Annotated in this window: 19 protein-coding genes; 6 read left to right on the forward strand and 13 right to left on the reverse strand. The window is 68.0% G+C overall.

The features are described from left to right. Nucleotides 1–31: 31 nt before the first annotated feature. From ROTAS13_RS04355 to ROTAS13_RS04365, 3 genes are all read right to left on the reverse strand, one after another. A complete protein-coding gene (locus tag ROTAS13_RS04355; RefSeq protein WP_075821637.1) occupies nt 32–631 on the reverse strand; it encodes a glycosyltransferase in 600 nt (199 codons plus the stop codon). 71 nt (nt 632–702) lie between these two features. Next, entirely contained in the window at nt 703–1,908 is a 1,206-nt protein-coding gene (locus ROTAS13_RS04360; RefSeq protein ID WP_126281907.1) for a hypothetical protein, read from the reverse strand. 158 nt (nt 1,909–2,066) lie between these two features. Then, the gene (locus tag ROTAS13_RS04365) at nt 2,067–3,284 is read right to left on the reverse strand and encodes a glycosyltransferase (protein ID WP_075821639.1); all 1,218 of its coding nucleotides are present in this window, start codon (nt 3,282–3,284) and stop codon (nt 2,067–2,069) included. A 400-nt stretch (nt 3,285–3,684) separates the two neighbouring features. On the opposite strand from ROTAS13_RS04365, the gene ROTAS13_RS04370 reads away from it, so the two are divergent. Beyond that, nucleotides 3,685–5,094 carry a sugar transferase gene (locus tag ROTAS13_RS04370; RefSeq protein ID WP_019462016.1) on the forward strand — a complete coding sequence of 470 codons (1,410 nt, stop codon included), beginning with the start codon at nt 3,685–3,687 and terminating at the stop codon, nt 5,092–5,094. Between the two features lie 967 nt (nt 5,095–6,061). Here the strand turns inward: ROTAS13_RS04370 and ROTAS13_RS04375 are convergent. Next, nucleotides 6,062–7,195 carry a glycosyltransferase family 4 protein gene (locus tag ROTAS13_RS04375; RefSeq protein ID WP_019462017.1) on the reverse strand — a complete coding sequence of 378 codons (1,134 nt, stop codon included), beginning with the start codon at nt 7,193–7,195 and terminating at the stop codon, nt 6,062–6,064. Between the two features lie 323 nt (nt 7,196–7,518). On the opposite strand from ROTAS13_RS04375, the gene galE reads away from it, so the two are divergent. Next, nucleotides 7,519–8,529 (forward strand): UDP-glucose 4-epimerase GalE, encoded by a 1,011-nt coding sequence (gene galE / locus ROTAS13_RS04380; RefSeq protein ID WP_237719387.1) that lies wholly within the window; start codon nt 7,519–7,521, stop codon nt 8,527–8,529. 98 nt (nt 8,530–8,627) lie between these two features. On the opposite strand, the gene ROTAS13_RS04385 is transcribed toward galE, so the two are convergent. The 9 genes from ROTAS13_RS04385 to ROTAS13_RS04425 form a co-directional block, all read right to left on the reverse strand. Next, entirely contained in the window at nt 8,628–9,815 is a 1,188-nt protein-coding gene (locus ROTAS13_RS04385) for a glycosyltransferase family 4 protein (protein WP_019462019.1), read from the reverse strand. 155 nt (nt 9,816–9,970) lie between these two features. Then, nucleotides 9,971–11,110, reverse strand: coding sequence for an acyltransferase (locus ROTAS13_RS04390; protein ID WP_075821642.1), 1,140 nt, complete (start codon nt 11,108–11,110; stop codon nt 9,971–9,973). Nucleotides 11,111–11,163: 53 nt separating this feature from the next. Continuing rightward, nucleotides 11,164–12,606: a hypothetical protein gene (locus ROTAS13_RS04395; protein ID WP_075821643.1), complete on the reverse strand. Its 1,443-nt coding sequence runs from the start codon at nt 12,604–12,606 to the stop codon at nt 11,164–11,166. A gap of 27 nt (nt 12,607–12,633) precedes the next feature. Further along, nucleotides 12,634–14,007, reverse strand: coding sequence for a lipopolysaccharide biosynthesis protein (locus ROTAS13_RS04400; RefSeq protein WP_019462022.1), 1,374 nt, complete (start codon nt 14,005–14,007; stop codon nt 12,634–12,636). Nucleotides 14,008–14,077: 70 nt separating this feature from the next. Beyond that, nucleotides 14,078–16,297 carry a polysaccharide biosynthesis tyrosine autokinase gene (locus tag ROTAS13_RS04405; RefSeq protein WP_075821644.1) on the reverse strand — a complete coding sequence of 740 codons (2,220 nt, stop codon included), beginning with the start codon at nt 16,295–16,297 and terminating at the stop codon, nt 14,078–14,080. Nucleotides 16,298–17,384: 1,087 nt separating this feature from the next. Further along, nucleotides 17,385–18,524: a transporter substrate-binding domain-containing protein gene (locus tag ROTAS13_RS04410; protein WP_075821645.1), complete on the reverse strand. Its 1,140-nt coding sequence runs from the start codon at nt 18,522–18,524 to the stop codon at nt 17,385–17,387. Then, complete coding sequence (mscL, locus tag ROTAS13_RS04415; protein ID WP_075821646.1) at nt 18,524–19,006, reverse strand: large-conductance mechanosensitive channel protein MscL; 483 nt, start codon at nt 19,004–19,006, stop codon at nt 18,524–18,526. Before mscL ends, ROTAS13_RS04410 begins: the two co-directional genes overlap by 1 nt. A gap of 107 nt (nt 19,007–19,113) precedes the next feature. Then, the gene (locus tag ROTAS13_RS04420) at nt 19,114–20,505 is read right to left on the reverse strand and encodes an L-serine ammonia-lyase (RefSeq protein WP_019462026.1); all 1,392 of its coding nucleotides are present in this window, start codon (nt 20,503–20,505) and stop codon (nt 19,114–19,116) included. A 123-nt stretch (nt 20,506–20,628) separates the two neighbouring features. After that, entirely contained in the window at nt 20,629–21,540 is a 912-nt protein-coding gene (locus tag ROTAS13_RS04425) for a LysR substrate-binding domain-containing protein (protein WP_037251932.1), read from the reverse strand. Between the two features lie 198 nt (nt 21,541–21,738). Between ROTAS13_RS04425 and ROTAS13_RS04430 the strand changes: the two genes are divergently transcribed. The 4 genes from ROTAS13_RS04430 to ROTAS13_RS04445 are packed head-to-tail and all read left to right on the forward strand — an operon-like array spanning nt 21,739 to nt 25,502. Further along, nucleotides 21,739–22,782: an ABC transporter substrate-binding protein gene (locus tag ROTAS13_RS04430; RefSeq protein ID WP_019462028.1), complete on the forward strand. Its 1,044-nt coding sequence runs from the start codon at nt 21,739–21,741 to the stop codon at nt 22,780–22,782. Nucleotides 22,783–22,784: 2 nt separating this feature from the next. Then, nucleotides 22,785–23,831, forward strand: a complete 1,047-nt coding sequence (locus ROTAS13_RS04435) for an ABC transporter ATP-binding protein (protein WP_019462029.1) — start codon at nt 22,785–22,787, stop codon at nt 23,829–23,831. Nucleotides 23,832–23,841: 10 nt separating this feature from the next. Further along, nucleotides 23,842–24,708: an ABC transporter permease gene (locus tag ROTAS13_RS04440; RefSeq protein ID WP_075821647.1), complete on the forward strand. Its 867-nt coding sequence runs from the start codon at nt 23,842–23,844 to the stop codon at nt 24,706–24,708. Next, nucleotides 24,705–25,502: an ABC transporter permease gene (locus ROTAS13_RS04445; RefSeq protein WP_019462031.1), complete on the forward strand. Its 798-nt coding sequence runs from the start codon at nt 24,705–24,707 to the stop codon at nt 25,500–25,502. Before ROTAS13_RS04440 ends, ROTAS13_RS04445 begins: the two co-directional genes overlap by 4 nt. Nucleotides 25,503–25,606 lie beyond the last annotated feature (104 nt).

Consider the following 25,606-nt stretch of genomic DNA (forward strand, 5'->3'; position numbering starts at 1 on the left):
CGCCTTACGGTGGAGCTGTGCGTAGATGTGATCAAGAGACAGCCCGCACCCGGTCCGCCCGGCCGCACAGCGCGATGAAGGCATCCGCCGCGGCCTGCGACGGCACGATCACCCGGGTGGCGAGCGGCGCCAGCGTGCGCAGCAGCCTGAGCTGGCCGCCGCCGAAATGCGCCGGGGTGAGGATGTCGTGCAGGTGCCAGACCAACGGCCGCCCGGCCAGCTTCGCCGCGAGGGCGGAAAGCACGAAGGCTTTTTGCGAATTGGCATAGACCATGTCGTGCCGCCGCGCCGCGGCCGCGATCTCGCGCACCATCCGCAGCATGCCGCCCAGCATCGGCAGCGCGGCGCGCGCCATGCCCTGGTCGCGCTTGATGTCCGTGAAGCCGGAAGGGCGCGAGGGCATCAGGACCCGCAGCGGGTAATCGGCCAGGGCGGCCTTCAGCGGCCCGTCCTCGAACAGCCAGACCGAGGATTCGGCTCCGAAGGCGCGCAGGTTGGCGAGCAGGATGAACTCCGCTCCGCCAGTGCGGCTGGAATGGTTGACGAAGAGCACGCGCGGCGCCGTGGCGGCGCCCGCCGTCGCAGGCCGGGCGTCCGATGCGGTCGCCGAGGGGAGGTCGTGGCCGTCCATGCCGTGTCCAGTGCCCTATCCGGTTCGGGCCCGCACCGGGAAGGGCGCGGGCAGGGGTTGCGAGGGGATGTTCAGCGCGGGGTGAGGCGAAGCAGCGTGACCTGGGCCGTCACCGGCAGGGTGATGCCGCCGCCGGCGAGGGCGGCCTCCTGGAAGCGCGAATCCTCGTTGGGCCGGTTCACAGCGGCCTGGCGGATACGGTCGCCCAACGCGATCCGCACCTGCTGCGGCGGCACCGGCGTTTCGGTGAAGCTGTGCACGTCCCAAAGCGACTTCGCCAGCCAGAGGGCCAGAAGGAAGCTGCCGTCGCGCTTCTGGAACAAGGCGGTCTCCAGCCCCTCCATCTCCCCGGACAGGCCGACCGGCAGCCGGGCGGGGGCGAAGGCCTTACCCGGGTCGGAGAAGGCGGCGATCAGGTTGCGCATGGCATGGAAAGCCGGCTTGCGCGACCCGTCATGCCGCAGCCAGCCGAAATTCTGTTCCGGATCGTCCTTGTCCGTACCCTGGTCGAAGAGCTCGTACTTGAAGCTCCGCGCCACGCCGAAGCGGCGGTAGTACAGGAACAGGCGCGGCTCATAGGCGGCGGAGACGGCTTCCGGGCAGCCGGAATGCGGGTTCGTGGACCGCGCCTTCTGCGTGATGGCGTTGTGGTAGCCGGCTTCCGTGGCGACAAAGGGCGCCTTGGGCCCCAGCAGCGGCGTGACCAGCAGGTCGCGCGCCCAGCGCAGGCTGCCATAGCCGTTGTCGCCCCAGCCCCCGGTCTCCGGCATGCGGCCGGCCGGATAGGGGTGGACGTTGCCATACTGGGCATAGGGGCCCTGCCGGGCGAAGCGCGCCCGGTTGCCCGCCTGGATCAGCGCCGAGGCGATCACCGGGATGTCCCGTGCCCGGCCGATCCCGGACAGGATGCGCTGGTGGTCGATCGCCATCTCCGGCGTATGGCCGGGACGGCCGCCCCACCAGCCATCGGGCTCGTTCACGCCCTCCAGCATGGCGATGTTCTCGCGGCCGACCTCGTCCAGCGCCCGGGACAGCTCCACCGAGGAGGTCGCCTCCGGCCCGCTGAGCAGGGTCAGCCGGATGCCGAGCTGGGCCACCTGCCGCAGCCGGGCCAGCACCCCGCGGTCGAGGCCGACGCCATCGCGTGCGTGGCGGATGCGCAGCTCCCGCAGCGCCGGCAGGATCACCTTCTCCCAGCGATCGCCCTCGATGTAGCTGTTGCCGGGCCAGCAATGGATGTTGACGCCGATGCTGTCCACGAGCGAGTCGGCGGCCATGGCCTGGAGGCCTTGGCTCCCCCCCGGGCCCTCCGCGCCGCCCGGCCCGGGCGCCGCCAGGGCCGGAGCGGTTCCCGCCGCCCCCATGGCCGCTGCGGCCGCCAGCAGTCCCGCCCCGACCTGCCGCCGCGTCGGGCCGGTGTCGCCGCGCCGCATCGTCACGACTGGACCGGCTCGGCCGCCGCCAGCCGCGCCCCGGGCAACGGCTGGCGCGGTGCATCGCCCCCGTGCAGCCCGGCGGGCGCCTGGGCCCGGGCACGTTCCAGCGCATCGTCCACGACGGCCTTGAAGCGGCTGCGGAAACGTTCGGTGGAGAAGCGTTGCGCATTGGCCAGGCAGTTCTCCGGCGTGAAGCGCGCCCGGCTGCCCTCGAAGGCATGGACGGCGGCGATCACCGCGTCCTCCGTCTGCTCGGCGAAGAAGAGCCCGGTCGGGGCGTCATGGTCGGGGCCCAGCACGGTTTCCGCCAAGCCGCCGGCGCCATAGGCGATCACCGGCGTGCCGGCGGCCTGGGCCTCCACAGCGGTGATGCCGAAATCCTCGATGCCGGCGAACATGAAGGCCTGCGCCCCGGCCAGGAGGCGATGCACCTCCGGCGTCGGCACGCGGCCCAGGACCTCGACATTCGGCACCTTCATCTCCCGCAGGCGCTTCAGCTCCGGCCCGTTGCCGACGATCTTCAGGCGCTTCTCCGGCATGCGGGCGAAGGCGCGGGCCAGGAGCTCCACGCGCTTGTAGGGCACAAGCCGGCAGACGGAGAGGTAGTAGTCCTCCTTCTCCACCGAGCCGGGCGGCGGCAGCGTGTCCACATAGACCGGTGGGTGTACCACTCCGGCCTCCCGCCGGTGCGTGCGCCGCAGCCGGTTGGCGACAAAGGCGGAATTGGCCACCATCGTCTCGGGCCGCTGCGCCGCGCAGAAATCCCAGATCCGGGCGGAATGCAGCATGCGTCGGGCCAGCCAGCTCTTCGGTCCGCTTTCCATCTTCGCCTCGCGCAGGTACTCGTGCTGCAGGTCCCAAGCATAGCGCATCGGCGAATGCACATAGGACACATGCGGCTGGTCGGGCCGGGTCAGCACGCCATAGGCCACGCTGTGATGGCTGCTGATCACAAGGTCGTAACCGGTCACGTCGAATTGTTCGACGGCCAGCGGCCACAGCGGCAGCAATGAGCGATACAGGCGCTCGATCTTCGGGATCTTCTGGAGAAAGGACGTCCGCACCGGTCGCCCGCCAAGAAAGCCCCGCTGGTCGGGTGGCACCACGTCCACCACGGCGAAAATGTCTGCCTGTGGGTAGAGCGACAGGATCTGCTCGATCACCCGCTCCGCACCGCCATAGGCAGAAATCGAGTCGCTCACGAGGGCTATGCGCATTGTCGGTTTCCTGTTGAGGACGGTCACGCGGCTTGTTCGCTTTCCATAGGACGTTCCTTGATCGGCCCGAAGATGGGCGATTCAACGGGTGTGCATGTTTCATCCATCGATCACAGGCAAGCCAAGATCAACTCCTGGTTGAGTAAAGTATATCTTTCTCAACTCGAAGTAAGAGTTGTTTTCGGAAAATGATCCGAGTATCTTTATCAAGATTGTTCGAAAAGTTTTGCTCGCTTTTGCCCATATTGCAGTGCAAAAGATAGGGCGACCCCACGAACCGTGACAGCACGACCACTCCAGAAGTCGAACATCCGGTTCGCGTTCAACTGACCGGTATTGTGTTGAGGGATACAACATGGGCGACCCAAGACGCATTAAGACCAATCCGGCGATCCGGAAGATGCTGTCCCAGCCGGCAGCCTTCCGCCCGCAGCGGCGGCAGCGACCCCGCCGGGGCACGCTCCGGCTGTTCATGGCGATTGGTGATTATGCGCAGGTTCTGGCGGTGGGCCTGGCTCTTTGCCTCGCCTTCCAGGCTGCTCCGGCACCGGACCTGAACCTGAGCCCCGGCCGTGTGGCCGGAATCGGCCTCCTGGCGGCAACGCTGGCTCTCTTCGTGCGGCGCGGCCTGCGGCGCACCAGCGCCCACCATGTCGGCTCCACCTACGTCTCTTCCGTGCGCAGCGCGGCGGCGGTGATGATCGCCTTCAGCGGTATCGCCGTGGGCCGCCTGCTGCTGGGCTCCACGACCGGGCTGGGCGGCGACCTGCTGCTGCTGATGAGCTGGGCCGTCATCTCCACCGCGCTCGCCGCGGCGCTGCGCCTCCTGGGCACGCGGCTGATCGCCGGACCGGAGAGCCTGACCACCAATATCGTGGTCCTCGGCCCTTCGCCGCAGGCCGGTGCCCTCGCGCGCATCCTGACCGAGCGCAGCCGTGGCCACCGCCAGGTGCTGGCGGTGCTGCAGGACGACATGCCCGAGAACATGGTCATGCTCGACCAGCTGATCGAGCAGGGCGAGGTGGACATCATCGCCCTGGCCGGCATGGACGCCGAAGGCATCCAGGCCATCTGCGAGGAATTCGGCGATCGCCCCGTGCATATCTGCGTCGGCTTCGACGCGGTGGCGCTGGAGCGTGCCGCCCGGGGTTCCAGCCACCTGGACGACCCGGTCCTGCTGCGCCTGCTGCCGGGCCAGTTCGACGACTGGCGCGACTCGGTGAAGCGGGGCCTCGACATCGCCCTGGTGATGGCTTCCCTGCCGCTCATCGCGCCGGTGCTGATCATGGCGGCCATCGCGATCAAGCTGGACTCGCCCGGCCCGGTCTTCTTCCGCCAGTGGCGCTTCGGCCTCGGCACGCAGCCCGTGCAGATCCTGAAGTTCCGCAGCATGTACACGGACCGCGGCGACACCACCGGCGAGGCCCGCACCACGGCACGCGACTCGCGCGTGACCCGGGTCGGCCGCATTCTCCGCCGCACCAGCATCGACGAGCTGCCGCAGCTGCTGAACGTGCTGCGCGGCGACATGTCCCTGGTCGGCCCGCGACCGCACGCGACGCATATGAAGGTCGAGGGCAACTACTACTTCGAGGCCGTGGAGCACTACCGCCTGCGCCACCGCGTCAAGCCCGGCCTGACCGGATGGGCCCAGGTCAACGGCTCCCGCGGTGAGGTGGATACGCTGGACAAGGCTTATCGCCGCGTCGATCTCGACCTCTGGTACATCAACAACTGGTCGATCACCCTGGACCTGAAGATCATCTTCAAGACCGTGTTCGGCGGCTTCGCGACGCTGAAGGCCGACTGAGGCCACAAAGGGCCGGCGCGGCGAAACTCCGCCTCTCCGTACTGCGGCCCTTGCCAGACAGGTTCAGGCATGAATGCCTGGAACCCACCCGACCTACCGGTCCCCCTTCCTGAACAGGAAGGGGGATTTTTTGTCAGAACATCCAATAGGCCACGAGACCGACCAGAAGCCAGAAGACGGCCCCCAGTGCGGAGGCCCAGGCCAACCCCCACCATAGCGACCCGGCCTGTTCATCGTCCGGGGTGGCAACAGGAATTTCGCTTTGCCGTGGCGTGGGCCAGGGAAAGGGATAGGTCGAGTTGCGCGACAAGGGGCGCCGGAGCTGCTCCGGCTGGCTTGGGGCGCGGGGTGACAGATCCAATGCGTCCGTCACGATGGGTGTCTCCGACACGAGGCTCGCTGGATTTAATCCCCAGCACGCGAAGTCGTAAAGAGCAAATACAACTATAGGAAGTGATCTAAAAGTCTCAAGACCACAGTGAAAAAACTTCCTTTCAGGAACCGACCGCGAGGCTGCGGCAGATGCCCTTGGCCGGATCATCGGCGATCGTGGTTGAAAAAGCCTTAAGGTGCCGGTTCGGGGGAGATGCAACCTTCCGGAATGCCGGGTGCTCCGGAGCGAGGCACATGCTCCGGTCAAGGGGATGCTTCAGGCGAATACCGACACGGCCTGAGCTGCGGCGCCGCGCCCGTGGCTGCCCCTGGCGAGCAGTTGGGTCGGCGGGGCTCCCGGGAGGGAAACATCTCGCCCGCGCTGGTGGCGCCCGCAGCGGCGGGGAAGCCATGCTTCCCGGTGCGATCCAGCATTGCCGGGCACCAACGAATGGGGTCCAGGGCGCGCAGCGTCCTGGCGGAGTGGGGGTTTGGGGGCGAGGCAACGCCTTGCCCCCGGCACGCGGCGGACCCATGACGCGCAAAAGGGCCAGCAAGAACCGCCGCCTGTATCAGGCGGGGCGGAACGGTCGCGTCAGATCAGTTCGCGATAAACGGCCGCGATCCTTTCGCTGATCACCGGCCAGGCAAAATTGGCCTCGGCATAGCGGCGGCAGGCTGCCTCGTCCGGCAGGCGGCCCGGCATGGTCAGCGATGCGGCCAGCCCCGAGGCGATGCTGTCCGCATCGCTTCCGGGCAGGACCAGATCGGGCGAAAGACCGGAAACCACTTCCGGAAGCCCGCCGACCGGCGTCACCAGGACCGGCGTGCCCGAGGCCAGGGCCTCGACCGCGATCAGGCCGAAGCCCTCCAGCGCCGCGGTGGGAACGACGACGAGGTCGGCGGCCCGGTAGGCGACCGGCAGCAGCTCGTCCGGCACGAAGCCGGCGAAGCGGACCGTGTCCTCCAGCCCGTGCCGCCGCACCAGTTCCTCCAGCGCCAGACGCTCCGGCCCCTTACCGACGATGTAGAGCACGGCATCCACCTGCTTCTGCCGCAAGGTGGCCATGGCCTCGATCAGTCGGTCCAGCCCCATGCGCCGCACCAGCCGACGCACGGCGAGCAGCACGGGGCGGTCCTCCACCCAGCCCATCCGGGTCCGTGCCTCGGCGCGGCTACCCTGCGTGGTGAAAGCCGAGAGATCGGCCCCGCCCGGCACCAGCCGCAGCGCGGAATCCCGTACGCCGTAATGCTCCTGCGCGATCCGGCCGAAGGCTTCCGACAGCACGATCACCCGCTGTGCCCGGCGATAGACCGCCGTCTCGATCAGCTTCTTGACGCGCACCGAATGGCTGCTCGCCCCTTCCGCCGCGCTTTCCAGCGCCCAGGGGCCATGGAAATGCACCACCAGCGGCAGGGCGCGCAGCTTGTCGAGGATGGGCAGGGTGTAGAGCGCGAAATGCGAAGTCGCGAGTGCGGGGCGGGGCCGCAGCAATTCGTCCGTCGCCGCGCGGATCGCGCGGGCGCGGCTCAGCATCGACGCGTCGGCCGGGAAGCTGCGGAAACGGCCCTGCGTGTCGATCTCGGCCTGTCCCTTGCCGGGAACGATGCCGCAGGATTCGAAGCCCAGTTTCTCCAGGCCGAGATGGAGGTTGTAGAAGACGTTCTCGGCGCCGCCCTTGTGTTCCGGGAACCAGCCGCTGCCGACCTGAAAGATGCGCTGTGTCACGGGCGTGCTACGCCTTTGTCCGGGGGCTGGGGATTTGCTGCATGTCAGAACGGCGTTGGAGAGACATTCCTGTCATGGAAGAACTCCGGCGATAAGGGGCAGGCTGGGATATCGGGGAACCCGCTTCACGACGGGCACCCACCGGCGCGCAGCACGCCGGGTCATCGCATGAATTGTTATTTTATGAGAAACATGAGACTCCGTCCAATTCCCCTGCCTCTCGCGAAACGGCTTTCCCGCTATCACGGCGAGGACCAGGGTGTCGTGCTCCGGGACATGACGTTTTCGCCCTTTCCGGCGAAAGGCGCGGGACGGATCTCCCAGTGAAGGAACGAGAAGAGATGGGCAGCATCCTGGTGACCGGCGGCGCCGGCTATATCGGCAGCCATGCCGTGCTGGCCCTGCGCGATGCCGGCTTCGCGCCCGTGGTGCTGGATGACCTGTCCACCGGCTTCCGCCAGGCGGTGCCAGCGGATGTTCCCTTTGTCCAGGGCTCCGTCGGCGACGAGGACCTGATGGCCGAGACGATGCTGCGGCACGGTGTCTCGGCGGTGATGCATTTCGCAGCCTTCCAGATCGTGCCGGAAAGCGTCGAGCAGCCGCTGGAATACTGGCGCAACAATGTGGGCGGTGTCGCCGCCACCCTCGGCGCCTGCCTGCGCAGCGGCGTCCGCCACCTCGTCTTCTCCTCCACCGCGGCGGTCTACGGCATCCCCGAGACGCTGCCGGTGCCCGAGGATGCGCCCTGCGATCCGATCACGCCCTATGGCTCCAGCAAGCACGCGGCGGAGCGGATGATCCTCGATGTCGCGCGGGCCTTCGGGCTTTCCACCGTGACGCTGCGCTACTTCAACGTCGCGGGCGCCGATCCGGCCGGACGGGCGGGGCAGCGTTCGCACCAGGCGACGCACCTGATCAAGGTGGCCTGCGAGGTGGCGACCGGGAAGCGCGACAAGGTCGAGATCTTCGGCACGGACTACCCGACGCCGGACGGCACCGGCGTGCGCGACTATGTGCATGTCTCGGACCTCGCTGATGCCCATGTCGCGGCGTTGCGCCATATCCTGCGGAACCCGGTCAATCTCACCATGAACTGCGGCTATGGCTGGGGCTATTCGGTGCGGGAGGTGCTGACGGCGGTGGAGCGGGTGAACGGCGCACCGCTGCCGGTCGTCGAATCGCCGCGCCGCGCCGGCGATCCGCCGTCGCTCGTCGCCGCCGTCGACCGGCTGCAGCGGACGCTGGACTGGCGGCCCCGCTACGAGGCCCTGGACTTCATCATCCGCAGCGCCCTGGACTGGGAAACGGTGCTGGCGGCCGAGACCCTGCCCTGAGAACGGGGCCGGGATAGCTCCGCCCCCAGCATGGATGGCCGCGGGAAGAGACAACCCGCGGACCCAGCTGGCCGCAGTCTCGCCGCCTGGAAAGGCGGTCAGGAAGCCAGCGGCACCGGCGCGCCGGAATGGCGCTCCGTCACCAGCCCGGCATAGACCTCCTCCAGCCTGTCCACCACCTTCGTCCAGGCATAGTGCTTCTCGACATAGGTGCGGTTGGCGGCCCCCATGCGCTGCTGCATTTCCGGCGAGCGCAGCAGCTTGAGCAACGCCCCGGCCATGGCCTCAGGATCCTCCTGCGGCACGATGAAGCCGCCGGAGCCGTCGGGCGGGAGGAGATACGGCAGGCCGCCCGTGTTCGTCACCACCAGCGGCTTGCCGCAGGCCATGCCCTCGATCGCCGTCGTGCCGAGGGGCTCGCCATGCGAAGGCAGGACGTAGATCGCGTGCTGGCGGAAGAACTCCACCGAGCTGTCGCGGGGAACATGCCCCTTGGTATGGATGCGGTCGCGGCAGGGAAGCGTCGCGATCAGCGCGTTCACCTCCTCCCAGTGATCGCCCCGCCCGATGATGCTGAGCGTGGCCTCGGGCACCTCGCGGCTGACGATCTCGAAGGCCTTGAGCAGGTCGAAGATGCCCTTCCGGCGGGCGACGCTGGTGTAGAAGAGGATGCTCAGCGGCCCCTTCTCCGGCGGTTCGCCGGAGGGGGAGAAGAGATCGGCATCGATGCCGTGATGCATGGTGACGATCTTGTCCTTCACCATTCCCGGTGCGGCGATTCGGTCCATCGCGGCCGGGGTGGTCAGCATCAGGTTCGTTGCCTGCCATTGCTGCAGGAAGCAGATCGCCCAGCGCACACCGGTCTCCAGCCGCACCTTCAGGCTGTCGCGGTTCTGGTCCGGCCAGCGTGCCACATAGGTGCCGAGCAGCACGGGCAGCCCGCATGCCACCATGCCGAGCGAGAGCCCGACGAAGACGGGATTCATCTGGTGGACGATGTCGATCGTCTCTTCCTTGCGCAGCTTCTCCAGCAGCAGCCGCGTCCGGACCATGTATTCCAGGCGCTTCAGAGGGCCCGGCCAGGACTGCCGGATCGGATGGAAGGTCACGTTGCCCGGCATGGGCTCCTTCAGGTCCACCTCCTGGCAGGCGACATGCAGGCGGTAGCCCCGGTTCGCGAGCTCGCGCAGGAAGCCGCAGGCGATCAGCCCATCCCCGTAGAGGCGATGATCCGTCAGCAGGTCGGACGGATGCACGATGAAGATGGTGGGCTTCCGGGTGGTCATGGATCAGCGCCTCACTGACGTCGCGGTTCCGCCGGGACGGCCTTGGCCATGGGCACTGCCCGCCGGGGCATCGCCTGCGATGGCCATCGGCCGGCACGGACCGGTCCTGGCAAGATGGGGGTGCCCGCTACGGGCGGATTCCGGTCGGGCATCGCTCAGCGCAGCCGGTCGGAGGGATCGGAGGCCGCGGCAGGCCAGGCGGGGGCGAGCTTCGCCTTCGGGGCGCCGAAATAGGACTGCCCGAAGCGGCGCGCCGCCTGCTGCAGCGGCGTATCGACGAGGTGATGGAAGGCATAGCCGATCAGGATCGCGATCGCCGAGGTCACCAGGATCACTGGAACCTGGAAGCCTGCCGGCATGAGGCCGTACTTCCAGATGAACTTGCCCATCAGCACGAGCGTGCTGAAGTGGACCAGATAGACCGAATAGGAGATGGCACCGAGCATGATCAGGAATGCCGGCATGCGCAGCTTCCCACGCCATTCCACCAGGGTGCCGCCGAGCAGCGCCGCACCGGAGAAGCCGCCGGCCAGGATCGCGGTGTGGAAGTCGAGGGTGTTGGTAGGCTCGGGCGCCCGCAGCGCGATCAGCCAGAACAGGCCGGCGCAGCCCAGGGCCAGCAACAGGGTGCCGGCGAAGGGGCTGCCGCGGAGCCGCGGCGACAGGGCCAGCCAGGCGCCAAGCACGCCGATCCCGAATTCCAGGGCCTGCGGCCGCAGGAACTGCGCCCAGGGCGCGGTCAGGTCGGCGCCGATCAGATGGAGCAGCACGATGAGTGCCTGCCAGAGCAGGATCAGCCCCATGCCGAAACGGAGGTTCAGGATGGCCAGCGCGAAGACCGCGTAGAAGAAGACCTCATAGACCAGCGTCCAGGTCACGTTGACCAGCGGGATGTTGGCCTGGGGGAGGAGCAGGAAGCTCGCCACCACGCTCCAGGCATTGAGCTTCTGCGTTTCGCTGGCATGCGCGCCCGTCAGATAGGTGGCCAGGGCCAGGGCGCTCATGATGAAGACGGCGGGATAGATGCGCGAGAAGCGGCGCCACAGATAGCGTGCGCAACGGTCCGGCCGCCCGAGATCCGCCTGGTGGACGAGGGTGATGATGAAGCCGCTCAGGACGAAGAAGATGTCCACGCCGAGGGCGCCGTTGGACAGGATGCGCCCCATGATCCCGTCAACCGGGTTCTGCCCCACGACAACCTGCGCATGGAACAGCACGACCAGCACAGCCGCAAGGCCGCGCATGGCTTCGATCCACTCGATCCGGTGGGATGTCGCGGGCGATGCGTTCGTCATAGCCTGGGGCTCCCCCACCTGTGCTTCACCGCACTGTCATGCGGCCATCGCCGTCATGAAGCCATCCTAACACGGCTGGCCGTGAAGGTCAGGGCGGTGGCGAGCATGATCCAGTTCAGGACACCGACTTCGGCGATATGCACGGCCCCCAGCGGAATCTGGATAAAGGCGATGATCACCAGCACGCGGTACAGATAGAGCTTGGAACCGGGTGTCGGATCGGACTGGAAGGTCGAGAGGATCAGCATGAACAGGCTGATGAAGTAGAAGGCACCGCCGAAGATGCCCAGGGCGCGGACGCTGTCCAGGATGCCGCTGTCCACCACCGCGTTCGCCGAGCCGCTGACACTGGCATAGTAGTTCAGCCCGAAGCCGTCGCCGATCAGCAGGTTGTCGTTGTCGATGAAGAAGCGGACGTACTGCATCATGCGCTCCGCTCCGCTCGCGTCGGAGTTGAGGCTGCTCAGCGAATTCAACCGCTGCTCCAGGGCGAACTGCATCTCCGGTATCAGGGCCAGGAAACCGGCGCTGAAGACCAGCACGATGGCGCCAAGGGAGATCCGCATCTTCTCCTGCGGCGTGCCCCAGAGAAGGAGCAGGACCAGGCCCAGCGATGTCGCCCCCCAGAGCGTGCGGTACTGCGCCAGGGCGAGGCCGAGGGCACAGGCAATCATCACCGGCACCGAGATGCTGAACGACCGGCTCATCGCGATCAGCAGCGCGATCATCAGATAGGCCGCCATGGAGCCCGGGGCATTCATGGTGGAGAAGACGCGCAGCGAGAAGGCGCCGGGCACGCCGACGGAATCGAAGCCCAGCAACCGGACGTTGTTCACCCATTCCGCATCCCAGGGGGTGGGATAGATGAACTGCATCAGCCCGTAGATGCCCATGACGGGTGCCACTACCAGCAGGGTGGAGGTGATGACCTGCCGCATGGCCGCGCCGCGCTGCCACTGCGACAGGATGTGGATCGCGAGCAGCGGTCCGGAGGCCCATTTCAGCAGGTCGGTCATGCCGAGCATGAAGCGGTCCTGCAGCACGGCGAGCAACGCGCCATAGGCGATGCTGCACAGGATGGCCAGGAAGGGCCCCGTATAGGGGTTGCGCCCCGGCGCCAGGTACCGCAGGGCCGAGAAGGCGCCGAGCATGCAGATCAGGTAGGGCGCGGTCAGGATCAGGCTGGAGACCTGGAAACCGCCCTGGTAGTCGGCCAGCCGCCGCACCAGCGAGGCGAAGCAGAAGAGCAGGATCGTGTAGCCGATATACCAGGGCGAGCGGTGCAGGTAGAGGAAGCCGCCCAGGAACAGGGCCATGGCCGGATAGAGGATCCGCGCCAGCGGCGCCGCCCCGCCGAGATAGAGGACGATCGGGACCAGCAGCGCCGCCGATACCGACAGGAAGGCGCCGAGGCTCAGCAGCCCCGGATCGGCCAGCCGATCATCCAGCGTCGGGCGGGAATAGCGGCTTCTTGCGGCAGTGAAGGTGATCGACACGCCAGCGAACCTCGTTTCTGTGCCCGGTCAGGACCGGGCGAGCTTCCGTGCATAGCCCAGCAGCTCTGCAGGCAGCACGGAAAGGCGGGGACGGGGCAGATCAAGGACGCGTGGCATGCCGGCCAGCATCATGATCATGCGCACCAGCGAGGACATGGTCGCCGCCACCGCGGCACCCATCGCCCCCATCACGGGAACTAGCAGGAACAGCCCCAGGCCCAACGTGGCGAAGGCCGCCACCTGGGCGATCGAGACATAGCCGGGGCGCCCCATGGCCAGGTAGAGCTGGCTGGAGACCTGGGCGAGGGCCGAGAAGGCCTCCTCGATCACCAGCACCAGGAAGAGAGCATGCGCCGCGCCGAATTCCTTGCCGTAGAGCAGGGACAGCGCCGGACCGCCCAGCACCCAGACGCCGATGCCGGCCAGGATCACCGCCACCAGCATCAGGCGGAAGGTCCGGTCGTGCAGGGCGCTCGCCTCCTCGGGAGACTTGCCGGCCATGGCGGGCAGCATCACGGCGCTGGCCGCGGTCTGCAGCACCATCAGCAGGCGCGACAGGCTGAAGGCCACGAGATAGAGGCCGAACTCCTCTGGCGAGATCACCGCCACCAGGAAGAGCCGGTCCAGGTAGAAGGTCAGGCTGCCCAGCGTGCCGATGCCCACCGCGCGCACGGTGTAGGACACGAGTCCCGGCAGCCAGCGGCCCGGATGGCTGAAGCGCGGCGGCAGGATGCGCCAGAGCTTGTACGCGATCACGCAAAGGCAGACCGCGGTCGAGGTCCACATCGCAAAGGCCGACACCGCCGGCGTCAGCCCGATGGCGAAGGCCACAGCCACCAGGAAGACCAGGTACAGCGCCGGGTCCAGCCAGCTCATCGTGTTGAAGGAGCCGAAGCGGTCCAGCGCGGTGAAGGAGTTCTTCAGCAACACGGCGAAGAGCGACATCACCGTCACCACGGCGGCATAGGGTGCCAGCGCCACCACCTCCGCCGGGTAATGGCCGGACATGGCCAGCGGGATCGCCACCACCGCCGCCACCGCGCCGATGATGCCTAGCACGAAGGCCAGGAGGATGGAGGCGCCGAGCACCTCCGCCTGCTCCTCGGGCTTCGCGTTGCGCATGTAGTAGACCTGCGCCAGCGGCAGCCCGCCGATGATCATGGTGGACAGGAAGGTGGGCCAGAGGGTGATGGCGCCAAAGGCGCCCCGACCTTCCGGCCCGAGGAGACGAGCGGTGATGATGCCCGTCCCCACGTTCAGCGCCAGCACCAGGAACTGCGTGAGCAGCGTCTGGGCGAAGGCGAAGCTGGTGCCCCGCCCGCCCAGCACGCCCCGGACCAGCCGGGTGGAACCCTGGCGAAGGCCCAGCAGGCGCCCCCCGGTTTCGCTCCGCCCGCTCATACCGCGTCGCGCTCCAGGCGTGACGCGAAGGCGGAGTTTGGCAGGGACACTGCGGTCATGGAGTTCTGCTTCAGCCGTTCAGGTAGGAAAGCGAGAGCTGGTTGGTCGGATAGCCGGTGGGGCCGGTCCGCTTCGGGTCGGTCGCATTGAGCACGAAGCCCGCGATCGGCAGCCGCGCGGTGCGGAAGGCCTTCACCGTGGCGGCGACCGCGGCGGACGGCGTGGAGCCCGCCCGCACCACCAGCAGCGTCTCGTCCACCGAGCGGCCGATCAGCAGCGCGTCGGAGACGGCGGAGACCGGCGGCGTGTCCACGATGACGTAGTCGTAGGTGGACCGGGCCGCGACGATCAGCGGGCGCAGGCGCGACGGCTCCAGCAGGTCCTGCGGCGTGGCGTTGGTGCCCTCCGAGGCCAGCACGTGCAGCGGCGAGGAGGGGTCCTCCCGCGTCGCCTGGACCAGGGAGACACGCTGCTCCAGCACCGCGATGGCGCCGACATCGACCGGCTTCTTGAACAGCGTCCGGGCCAGGTTGCCGCGGCGGAAATCCGCCTCGATCAGCAGCACCTGGAAGCCGGAGCTGGCCAGGCTGCGCGCCAGCGACAGGGCGACGCTGGTCTTGCCTTCCGCGGGCAGCGAGGAGGTCACGGCGAGGACCGGCGGGATGCCGCCCTCCCGCGTGGCCAGCATGCTGCGCAGGGTACGAACCGCCTCCGCGCCGATGGAGCGCGGATGGTCGGCCACCTCGTTGGCCAGCGTCATGTTGCGGCGGGCAGGCTTGGGCAGGGCGGCCAGGACCGGCACGCCGATCTCGGCCTCCGTCTCCTCCACCGTCTCGAAGCCCTTGCGGCGGCGGTCGAGCAGCAGCGCGACCATCGCGCCCGTTGCCACGGCCACCAGGATCGCCACGCCCAGGAACATCTTCTTGTTCGGGAAGGCGGGGAACAGGGCCGGCGTGGCGCGGGAGGTGAGGATCGCATCGGCCTGCTGGATGCCGACCTGCGTCGCCACCTGCTTCTGGCGGCTCAGCAGGCTCTCATACAGGGCGCGGGTGGCCGAGGCCTCGCGCTCCAGCCCCATCAGCTCGGCGCCGCTGCGCTCGCTGGTGGCGAGCTGCGACTGCAGGTTCTGCACCGTCTGCGTCAGCTCGGCCACGCGGGTCCGGGCGATGGTCGCCTCGTTGGCCAGGCTGCGCTGGATGCGGGCCTGCTCGGCGCCGATCATGCGCTGGATCTCGGCGATCTGCGCGCGAAGCGGCTGGGCGGTCGGGAGGTTCGGACCGGCCTGACCGGCAACCTCGGCCAACCGGGCCCGGGCCTGCACCTCGGCGTCGCGCAGGCGGCTCAGGGCGTCGGAATTGACCACCTCGGTCACGCTGCTGGCCGTGCTCGGGTCACGGGACTGGCGCAGGCGCGCTTCCCGCGAGGCAAGGTCGGCGCGGGCCTGGGCCAGCTGCGCGGCCACGTCGGCGAGCTGCTGCTGCGCCAGGGTGGAGCCGGCGCGGTTGCCGCCGCCGACACCGCCGCCCAGGCTGAGCAGGCCGTTGCGCTCGCGATAAGCCTGGATCGCCCGCTCGGACTGGCTCAGCCGGTCGGACAGGGTGGCGACCTCACGGTCCAGCCAGCTCGTGGCGCTGGCCAGGGCCTGGTCCTTCACCGCCCGCTGGCGCGCGATGTAGACCTCGGCATGGCGGTTCGCGATGCGCGCGGCATCGGCCGGGGAGGAGGCCTCGAAGGAGACGGAGATCACATAGGAACGGCCGTCATTGAAGATGGTGAGGCGGTTCCTGTAGGCGTTCACCACCTGCGCCAGGCGGGTGTCCGCGTCCACCGGCTTCTCCTCCTCGGCGGCAGGGAGGATTCCCGCCAGGAAGGGGATGCGCGAGGCGATTCGCGTCAGCAGCGAAGGCTGCGGCAGGAATTCCGGATCGTTGACGAGATCCAGGTCCTTTACGACCTCCCGCGCCACGGCATCGCTGTTCAGGATCTCCACCTCGGTACGCACGACGTTGGAATCCATCGGCGCCGACGGGTTGGCGAGCGTGGCGCTCACCTCGGTGAAGCGGATCTGGCGCGTGTCCAGCGCCACCAGGGCAGTGGAGCGGTAGCTGGCCTGCAGGTTGAAGATGACCAGCGAGGCTAGGCCGACCACCAGGATGAGCCAGACCAGCATGAAGAAGCGGTGGCGCCAGATGGACTGCATGACCATGCCGATCGACATCTCGCGCGGTGCGTTCTGCACGATCTCCGCGCGGACATTCTGGGGCTGGTTGGAACTCGGTAGCATGTTCATGCGGCGTTCTCCGGGCAAATGGCCACTGGATGGGCCGGTTCCAACAATTGAGTGGCCCGCATGGGGCCTCGCGGGATGGCGTGGACGGGGCTCATGGCGTTCTTCCACTCGGAGCGGTTGGCGGCGGACCTGGAATCATGACCTTGGCCGAAGGCCGGGGTATAAAGTCGATCGGCCGCGGCGCCGCACGGGCCGGCGACCGGCTTCTTCGTGCCACGGGCCGAATTCAACCGGAGACTGGGCATGCCAGCCTCATTCTCGCCGCATCTCTTTGATGGAGAGCAAAGAGGCACGCCGAAGCGCGAGGTCATGACTTTGTGGCCTCCAGGTTGTTCCTACGGGTTGTCTCGGCTCCGGTGGCGGTTGTGCCGGGCCAGGGCGGGTTCCGAAAAAGGGTGTGCATGGTTAAGAGACAAAAATCAACATCAAAAATCGTAACGACGTATCATTAATGATACTTTTTTCGTGAGTTTGAGATTGCGGTGTTGTTGTTGTGCGGGAGCAACCTGCTGCGCTTATACTTCAATTCCTAAAAATTCTGTGAATATTATGTTGTAATTACGAATTATGCAATGTAATAACCTATTATCTCATAGAAATTTTTTTGAAAAGAACAATAAAAAACGCTTTGCTTTTAAAAAATACATGTAAGTACTATGTTATTTTTCTAAATTTTGTTCTTATTTACTTGAATTAAGCATTGAAAATTATTTTCTACTTGAATTAAAAATAACATATCATGTAAATATCATAAATGCTGCACAGCAACAAAGAATAAGTAGAAAACTTCTCCCGAAAATCATGAATTTTTCATGCTGGCCTGAGGAAATCCTTGCCATAGCCGTCTGTATATTACCAATGCGCTTGGCCTTCGCCATATGCCTATGTATTCATCACAGCAACCTTGGCGCGTACTGCCCATGGTTTGCCCCGGAAGGCGGACCCGATCGTCGGTGAAATCGCTGACATTTTGCCGAGAAGCCGCGTTCCAGGCAGGCACCGATGGCCAAGCACGGCAGGTGGCGGGCACGGAACCATTCCCCGGGGAAAGCAGGTCAGGTACCTGGGCCGAGAGGTTGGCAGCCCCCTACCGCCCGGCGCCCTCTATCTCCGCCGAGCCCAGATAGCGGAACAGTGTCTGCTGCCACCATTCGCCCCGCAGCGAGTCGAGGAGGGCCACGTCCAGGGAACGGCGCAGCGCGTTGTCCTCCGGCAGGGCCACGGCGTAGTTCTGCACGTCGAGATTGATGCCGAGAAGCTGGAGGCTGGAGAAATCCTGCCGGATCATCCAGCTCAGCAGGGGGCGATCGTGGACGAAGGCATCGACCTGATGCTTCTGCACGGCCGCCAGCCCCTCCCGGGGGCCGGGGAAGCCGCGCCAACTCACCCGCTGCGCCGTCAGGAACTCCGCGGCGGAGGAGCCCTCCACCACGCCGACCCGCATGCCCCGCAGGTCGTTCACGTTGCGGACCAGGCCCTGCAGGCGCTGGGTGGTGAGGGCGGAGCTGATGCCGGCGATGAAGACCGCGATGATCACGACCGAAGCGATCATCCAGACCGTGGCCAGGATGCGGCCCGGCGTGGTCACCGGCCCGTCCTGCGCGGCACCGGCCTGGGTCATGGCCACGGCGGACCACCAGACCCCCGCCGTCAGGCCCCGCACGGGGCCGCCACCATAGGGCTTGTTGTGCCGCCGCTCGAACAGCCAGATCAGGACACCCACCGCCAGCGCGATGCCGAGCAGCGCCAGCACCGCCTGCAGGAAGCTGAAGGACAGGAAGGTCCGCAGCACCGGCAGCCAGGCCGTCACTCCCTCGGAGGGCACGGCCACCCCGAGGCCGGTGGCATAGAAGGGCTGGGTGAAGTCGATGACGCGCTTGCGGGCGGCGGTGACGGTGATCGCCGCCACGCCGGCATCGACACGCCCGGCCGCGACCGCATCGACCAGGGCCTGGACGGTCGGCAACTCCTCGAAGCGGTAGCGCAGCCCTATCCCGTCGGCGACATGGCGCCAGAGATCGATGCTGATGCCCTGCCACTGCCCCTCCGCGCTTTTCATCGCGAAGGGGGCCGCGTCCTTCGTGCCGATCACCAGTTCCCGGTCGGCGAAGCCCGGCGGGGGTGCCGCCGGGGCCAGGGCCGGCTGCGCCAGGGCGGGGCCCGGCGGCAGCCAGGCCGTCAGTGCCAGGGCCAGCAGCAGGAAAGCCAGCGGCCCTGGGCGCCGCATCAGAGGGTGCCGGGCGAGGCCGGCAGCGTCGAGGGCGGAGCATCCCGGCGCAGCTCGTCGCGGATCTCCGTCAGCAGCTTCTCGGTCGGCGTCGGCCCGGCGGGCGCCTTCTCCTCCAGCGCGGTGGTGAAGTGGAAACGCGCCAGCAGCTTCAGCAGGAAGAAGATGGCCAGGGCCACGATGCCGAACTTGATGATGGCATTGATGAACCGGCCGATGGCGAGCACCGCGGCGCCACCGTTGCGCGTGGCTTCGAGCGAAGGCTGCCTTTCGCCGGACAGCACGACGAAGACGTTGGAGAAGTCGATCCCGCCGACCAGGAGGCCGATGATCGGGTTGATGATGTCCTCGACGAGACTGCCGACGATGGTGGTGAAGGCGGCACCAATGACCACGCCGACGGCCAGGTCGACGACATTGCCGCGCTGAATGAAGGTCTTGAACTCGCGCACCCAGGCTGGCTCGCTGACTTTGATCGTCATGGAATCTCGCTTGCTGGAATTGTTGCCGCAAAGAGCCTAGCCATGTTCCTGCGGGCAGCGGAACCCCACGTTGCCGTGCGTGTCTCCAAAGACCATAGGCAGCCGTCTCAGCATTCGATGACATTCACTGCGAGGCCGCCCAGCGAGGTCTCCTTGTACTTGTGCGACATGTCGAGCCCGGTCTGGCGCATGGTCCGCACCACCTGATCCAGGCTGACCAGATGCGCCCCGTCCCCATGCAGGGCGAGGCGCGCGGCGTTGATCGCCTTCACCGCCGCCAGGGCGTTCCGCTCGATGCAGGGCACCTGCACAAGCCCGGCGATCGGGTCGCAGGTCAGGCCCAGATTGTGCTCCAGCCCGATCTCCGCGGCATTCTCCACCTGGGCGTTGCTGCCGCCCAGCGCCGCGGCCAGCCCGGCCGCCGCCATGGCGCAGGCAGAGCCGACCTCCCCCTGGCAGCCGACCTCGGCGCCGGAGATGGAGGCATTGCGCTTGATGATGGCGCCGATGGCGGCGGCGGCCAGGAAGAAGGTCTCGACCCCCGCCGCGCCCGCCCCGGGGACGAAGCGTTCATAGTAATGCAGCACCGCCGGCACGATCCCGGCCGCACCGTTGGTGGGCGCGGTCACCACCCGCCCGCCGGCGGCGTTCTCCTCGTTCACCGCCAGGGCATAGAGGTTCACCCAGTCCATGCCGATCAGCGGGTCGGCCTCGTTGCGCCCCTCCCGCGCCTGCAAGGCGCGCCACAGGGCCGGGGCGCGGCGGCGCACCCGCAACCCGCCGGGCAATTCGCCTTCCCCGCGCAAACCGCGTTCGACGCAGGCGCGCATCGCCGCCCAGAGGCGCGCGATCCCGGCGGAGACCTCGGCGGCCGGGCGCAGGCTTTCCTCGTTGGCCCGCATCAACGCGGCGATGGACAGGCGAGCCCCCGCCGCCCGGGTCAGCAGCTCCGCGGTATCGGCGAAGGGATGCGGAACCTCCGGGACGCCGCCGGAGGCATCGGTGGGCGCCTCCTCCGCCGCGCCGACGACGAAGCCGCCCCCGACCGAGAAGTATTCCCGCGCGAGGCCCTCCGATGAGCCCCCTGACCAGGCGGTGAAGCGCAGCCCGTTGGGGTGGCGTGGCAGGCTCTCGCGCATGTGGAAGACGAGGTCCTGCGCCGGGTCGAAGGCGATCTCCCGCCCATCCGGCAGGGGCAGGCGGTGCGTGGCGCGGAGCCGCCGCACCCGTTCCGCCGCCTCGTCCGGGTCGATTGTGTCGGGCTGGGCGCCGGTCAGGCCGATCAGCACCGCCGTATCCGTGGCATGGCCGCGCCCGGTCAGGGCCAGGGAGCCGAACAGCTCTGCCCGCAGCCGCGCGATCCGCAGCCCGGCTCCCGCTGTTTCCTCCAGAAAGCGCCGCGCGGCCACCATCGGCCCCACCGTGTGGGAACTGGAAGGGCCGATGCCGATCCGGAACAGGTCGAACAGGCCGATGAAACTCTGCCGCGAAGAGGTCACGCCGGACGGTACTCCCTGACAGGGCTGATCGCAGTCAACAGCATCCGCCCGCCAGCCTACATCGCCGGGCCGCCTGCCGTCGCCCCGGTGCCGCGATTCCGCCAGGGCCGCCCGCCATCTCCCCTATCGCCGGCCGGCCCGGGCGGACTGCGCTGCGGCCTCGGCACGCAGCATCTCCAGGAACCGCGCCGCCAGCACGGCGACGGGCCGGCCGGGCGGGGCCAGCACGTTCACCGGGAATTCCACCGTCGGCTCCAGCGGGCGCAGCACCACCCGCCCGGCGAACTGCGCCGCCGTGATGGCCTCCACCACGGTAAAGCCCAGCCCTTCCGCCGCCATGGCGCAGGCGGCCGCGGCATTCTGCGTCTCGGCCACCGGGACGGGCGCCACGCCGTGCCGCTCGAAGAGCTCGTCCACCAGGTCGCGCAGCCGGTACTGGCGTCCGAGGGAGATGCAGGGCTCCCCCTGGAGCTCCGCCAGCATCACGCGCCGCCGCCGTGCCAGGCGGTGCCCAGGCGGCAGGACGAGGATGCCGGGCAGGCGGATGGGCTCCGCCACGGCACTGGCCGGTGCGGCCGAGAGCGACAGGGCGAAGCCCAGATCGGCCAGACCGCCCGCCACCATCTCATGCACCTCCAGCGAACTGGCCACCGTCACCGAGACACGGAGCTGCCGCACCTGCCGTGCGAAGCGGGCCAGCACACTGGGGACGAAGCTGAAGCCGAAGGAGGGCAGGGTGGCGACACGCAGCTCGCCCATCCCGCCGCTCCGCATGTCGTTGGCGATCCGGTCCATGCGGGTGGCGGCGGCGAAAAAGCGTTCCGCCTCCGCCTCGAAGCGCCGCGCCTCGTGCGTCGGCGTCAGGCGGCGGCGGCTGCGGTCGAAGAGGGCAAGCCGTGTCTCCTCCTCCAGCGCTCGCAGCAGCTTGGTCACGGCGGGCTGCGACAGGCTCAGCATCTCCGCCGCGCGCGTGACCGAACCGCTCTGCATGACGGCACGGAATGCTTCCAGCTGGTGCAGTCGGCGGGGCGTCATGGCGGGTTCGCTACCTCAGGGAATGAAACCGGGACGATTATGAATTTGCGCTTCCGTTCCCGCCAATGCCAGCCTGGAAGGCATGCGGGACCGATCCGGTGCCGGGATGCATGGGTTTTGGGCGATGCGCCTTTCGCACGTGCAGCAACGGATCGGGCGTCCGGGGATGGCCCGGGGATGGCAGCAGGGAAGACGACAATGATGCGCAGACTGCTTCTGGCGGCGACGGCCCTGATGGGGGCGTCGATCGGTGCGGCGGGCACGGCCTCGGCGCAGGACCGGCTCGTGGTGGCGGCCTATGGCGGCTCCTACGAGAAGATCATGCGGGAAAGCGTGATCCCGGAATTCGAGAAGGCGAACAACGTCAAGGTCGATTACCTCGCCGGCAACTCCTCGGACAGCCTGGCACGGCTGCAGGCCCAGCGCGGGCGGCAGGAGATCGGCGTCGTGCTGCTGGATGACGGGCCGATGGCCCAGGCCGTCTCGCTCGGCTTCTGCCAGCAGGTCTCGGACCGGAAGGCGCTGGACAGCGTCTATCCCATCGCGGTGATGGGCGGCGGCAAGGCGGTGGGCACCGGCTTCGGCTATACCGGCATCGCCTACAACGCCGACCTGTTCAAGCAGCGCAACCTGCCGGTTCCCGCCTCCTGGATGGATCTGGCGAAGCCGGAATACAAGCAGCGCCTCTCCATCCCCGGCATCGACAACACCTATGGCCTGCACACGCTGGTGATGATGGCCCGCGCCAATGGCGGCGGCGAGAACGACATCGCCCCGGGCTTCAAGGTGATGCGCGAGAAGATCAACCCGAACGTGCTCGCCTATGAGAGCAGCCCGGGCAAGATGAGCGAGATGTTCCAGTCCGGCGAGATCTGGCTCTCCGTCTGGGGCTCCTCCCGCGTCGCGGCGATGAAGGAATCCGGCTTCCCGCTGGAGATCGTGCGGCCCAAGGAGGGCGCGGTGGTGCTGATGACCGCGACCTGCGCCGTGGAGGGCGCGCCGAAGCCGGAGCTGGCGCAGAAATTCGTCGCGCACCTGCTCTCGCCCGCCGTGCAGGTGGCCTTCTCCACCTATTACGGCTCCGGCCCCACCAACAAGGAGGTGAAGCTGCCCGAGGATGTCGCCAGGCGCGTCATCTATGGCGAGGACCAGGTGAAGCAGCTCGTCACCATGGACTGGGACGTGATCAACAAGAACCGCACCGAGTGGACGCGCCGCTGGCAGCGTGAGGTCGAGCGCTGAGCATGGCGCCCGCCTTTCTGGAACTGGACGGGGTCGGCAAGCAGTACGGCCCCGTCACGGCGGTGCAGGACGTGACCATCCGCGTGGCCCAGGGGGAGTTCCTGGGCCTGCTCGGCCCCTCCGGCTGCGGCAAGACCACCACGCTGCAGATGATCGCGGGCTTCGAGGCGCCGAGTGCCGGGCGCATCGTGCTGGAGGGCCGCGACCTCGCCGCCGTGCCCGCGGCGAAGCGCGGCATGGGCATCGTCTTCCAGTCCTACGCGCTCTTTCCGCACATGACCGCGGCGGAGAACGTCGCCTTCGGGCTGGAGATGCGCAAGGTGCCGAAGGCGGAGCGCGCGAAGCGGGTGCGCGAGGCGCTGGACCTTGTTCATCTCGCGCACCTGGCCGACCGCTTCCCGCGCAACATGTCGGGCGGGCAGCAGCAACGCGTGGCCCTGGCGCGCGCCCTGGTGATCGAGCCGCGCCTGCTGCTGCTGGACGAGCCGCTCTCCAACCTCGACGCCAAGCTGCGCGAGGAGATGCAGGTGGAGCTGCGCGAGCTGCAGCGCCGCGTCGGCGTCACCACCGTCATGGTGACGCATGACCAGCACGAGGCCATGGCGCTCTGCGATCGCGTGGCGGTGATGCAGGGCGGGCGGCTGATGCAGATCGACGCGCCCTGGCGTGCCTATGAGGAGCCGGCGGGCGAATTCGTCGCCGACTTCCTCGGCCGCAGCAACCGCCTGCCGGCCCGTGCCACCGGGCGGGGCGAGGCCGAGGCCGGCGGGCACCGCTTCGCCCTGCCGCCGGAACTCGCCGCCGCCCCCGGTGACATCCTGCTGACCATCCGCCCGGAACGCCTGCGCCTGCGTCCCGCCACCGAGCCCGGGCTGCGCGGCGAGGTGCATTCGCGCGTCTTCCTGGGCGGCTCCTGGCTCTACCGCGTCGATACGGCGCTGGGCGCGGTCATGGTGACGGCGCAGAACACCGGCGCCGCGCCGGTCGAGGAAGGCTCCCCCGTTTCCCTGGACTGGGACGCGCACAGCCTGCGCCGGCTGGCGGCATGAGGGGGGCGGTATGAGCAGGCGCCTCGCCTCCCCCTTGCTGCTGACGCTGCCCTCGGGCCTCGTCTATGCGCTGGTGCTGCTGCTGCCGCTGATCGGCGTCGCTGTGCTCAGCCTGCAGGGCTTCGATTTCGACAAGGGCATCCTGCCGCGCTGGAACCTGGCCAACTACGCCGACCTAGCCACGGATTCGCTGTTCCACGAGGTGCTGGAGCGCACCTTCCGCCTTTCCCTCGTCACCACCGCCATCTGCCTGCTGATCGGCGTGCCGGAGGCCTGGATCGTCCACCGCATGGCGCCGCGCTGGCGCGGGCTGATGCTGCTGGTGGTGGTCGGGCCGCTGCTGGTCTCCGTCGTGGTGCGGACCTTCGGCTGGATGGTGCTGCTCGGCACCAACGGGCTGGTCAACGACGCGCTGGTGGCCATTGGCATCCCCGGCGCGCCCTTCCGCCTGATGTTCACCGAGCTCGCCATCGTCATCGGCCTCGTCCATGTCATGGTGCCGCTGGTGGTGCTGTCCGTCTGGGCCAGCCTGGGGCGGCTCGACCCCGCCCTGGCCCGCGCGGCGGAAAGCCTCGGCGCCGGGCGCCTCACCACCTTCCGCCGGGTGATCCTGCCCAACATCATGCCGGGCGTTCTCGGCGGCGCGCTGATGGTCTTCTGCCTCTCGGCCTCTGCCTTCGCCACGCCCGCCATGCTGGGCGGCAAGCGGCTGCGCGTGGTGGCCAGCATGGCCTACAACGAGTTCCTCAACACGCTGAACTGGCCGCTGGGCGCCGCCATCGCCGTGCTGCTGCTCATTGCCATCCTGCTCTGCACGTTGCTCTGGACGCGGCTGGTGGAACGCCGCGCGCTGCGCCGGCTGGGAGTCGGGGCATGAACCGCAACGGTCCGCTGTCCCTGGCCTTCCACTGGCTCTTCATCGCCTTCATCCTGGCGCCGCTGGTGGTCGTGATCCTGGTCTCCTTCACCGACAAGGGCTTCATGGCGATGCCCTTCGACGGTGCATCGCTGCGCTGGTACCGGGCCATCGCCGAAAATCCGCAGTTCCTGGACAGCTTCTGGGTCAGCCTGCAACTCGGCCTCGTCTCGGCCACGCTTTCCGCGCTGATCGCCGTACCGGCGGCGCTGGCCATCGCACGTGGGCGCTTTCCTGGCCGCGACGCCATCGCGGCCTTCCTGGTCTCGCCGCTGATGATCCCGCATGTCGTGCTGGGCGTGGCGCTGCTGCGCTTCTTCTCCGGCCTCGGCCTCGCGGGCTCCTTTGCCGGGCTGGTGGCGGCGCACCTGATCGTGGTGACACCCTACATGGTGCGGCTGGTGACCGCCGGCCTCGCCGGTCTCGACCCGCGTGTCGAACGCGCCGCCGAGAGCCTGGGCGCCGGGCGCCTCACCGTCTTCCGCCGCATCACCCTGCCGCTGATCCTGCCCGGCGTGGCGGGGGGCTGGATCCTGGCCTTCATCACCAGCTTCGACGAGCTGACGGTGAGCCTCTTCCTTGCCTCGCCCTCCTCCACCCCGCTGCCGGTGCGGCTCTTCACCTATATCGACCAGATGACGGACCCGCTCGTGGCCGCCGTCTCCGCCGCGCTGATCGGGCTGACCGCGCTGGTGCTGGTGGTGCTGGATCGGTTCTACCCGATCGATCGTCTGCTGACCGGGGAGCGGCGGTGATGCGCGTTGCGTTGTCCGGCGTCTCGCCGTCCCGGGGGCAAGGCTCCGCCTTTCCCCCTGACCCCCTATCCGCCAGGAACCTGAGGTTCCTGGACCTCCCATTC

This window comes from Roseomonas sp. TAS13 (assembly GCF_001950415.1).
Lineage (GTDB): Bacteria > Pseudomonadota > Alphaproteobacteria > Acetobacterales > Acetobacteraceae > Roseomonas > Roseomonas mucosa.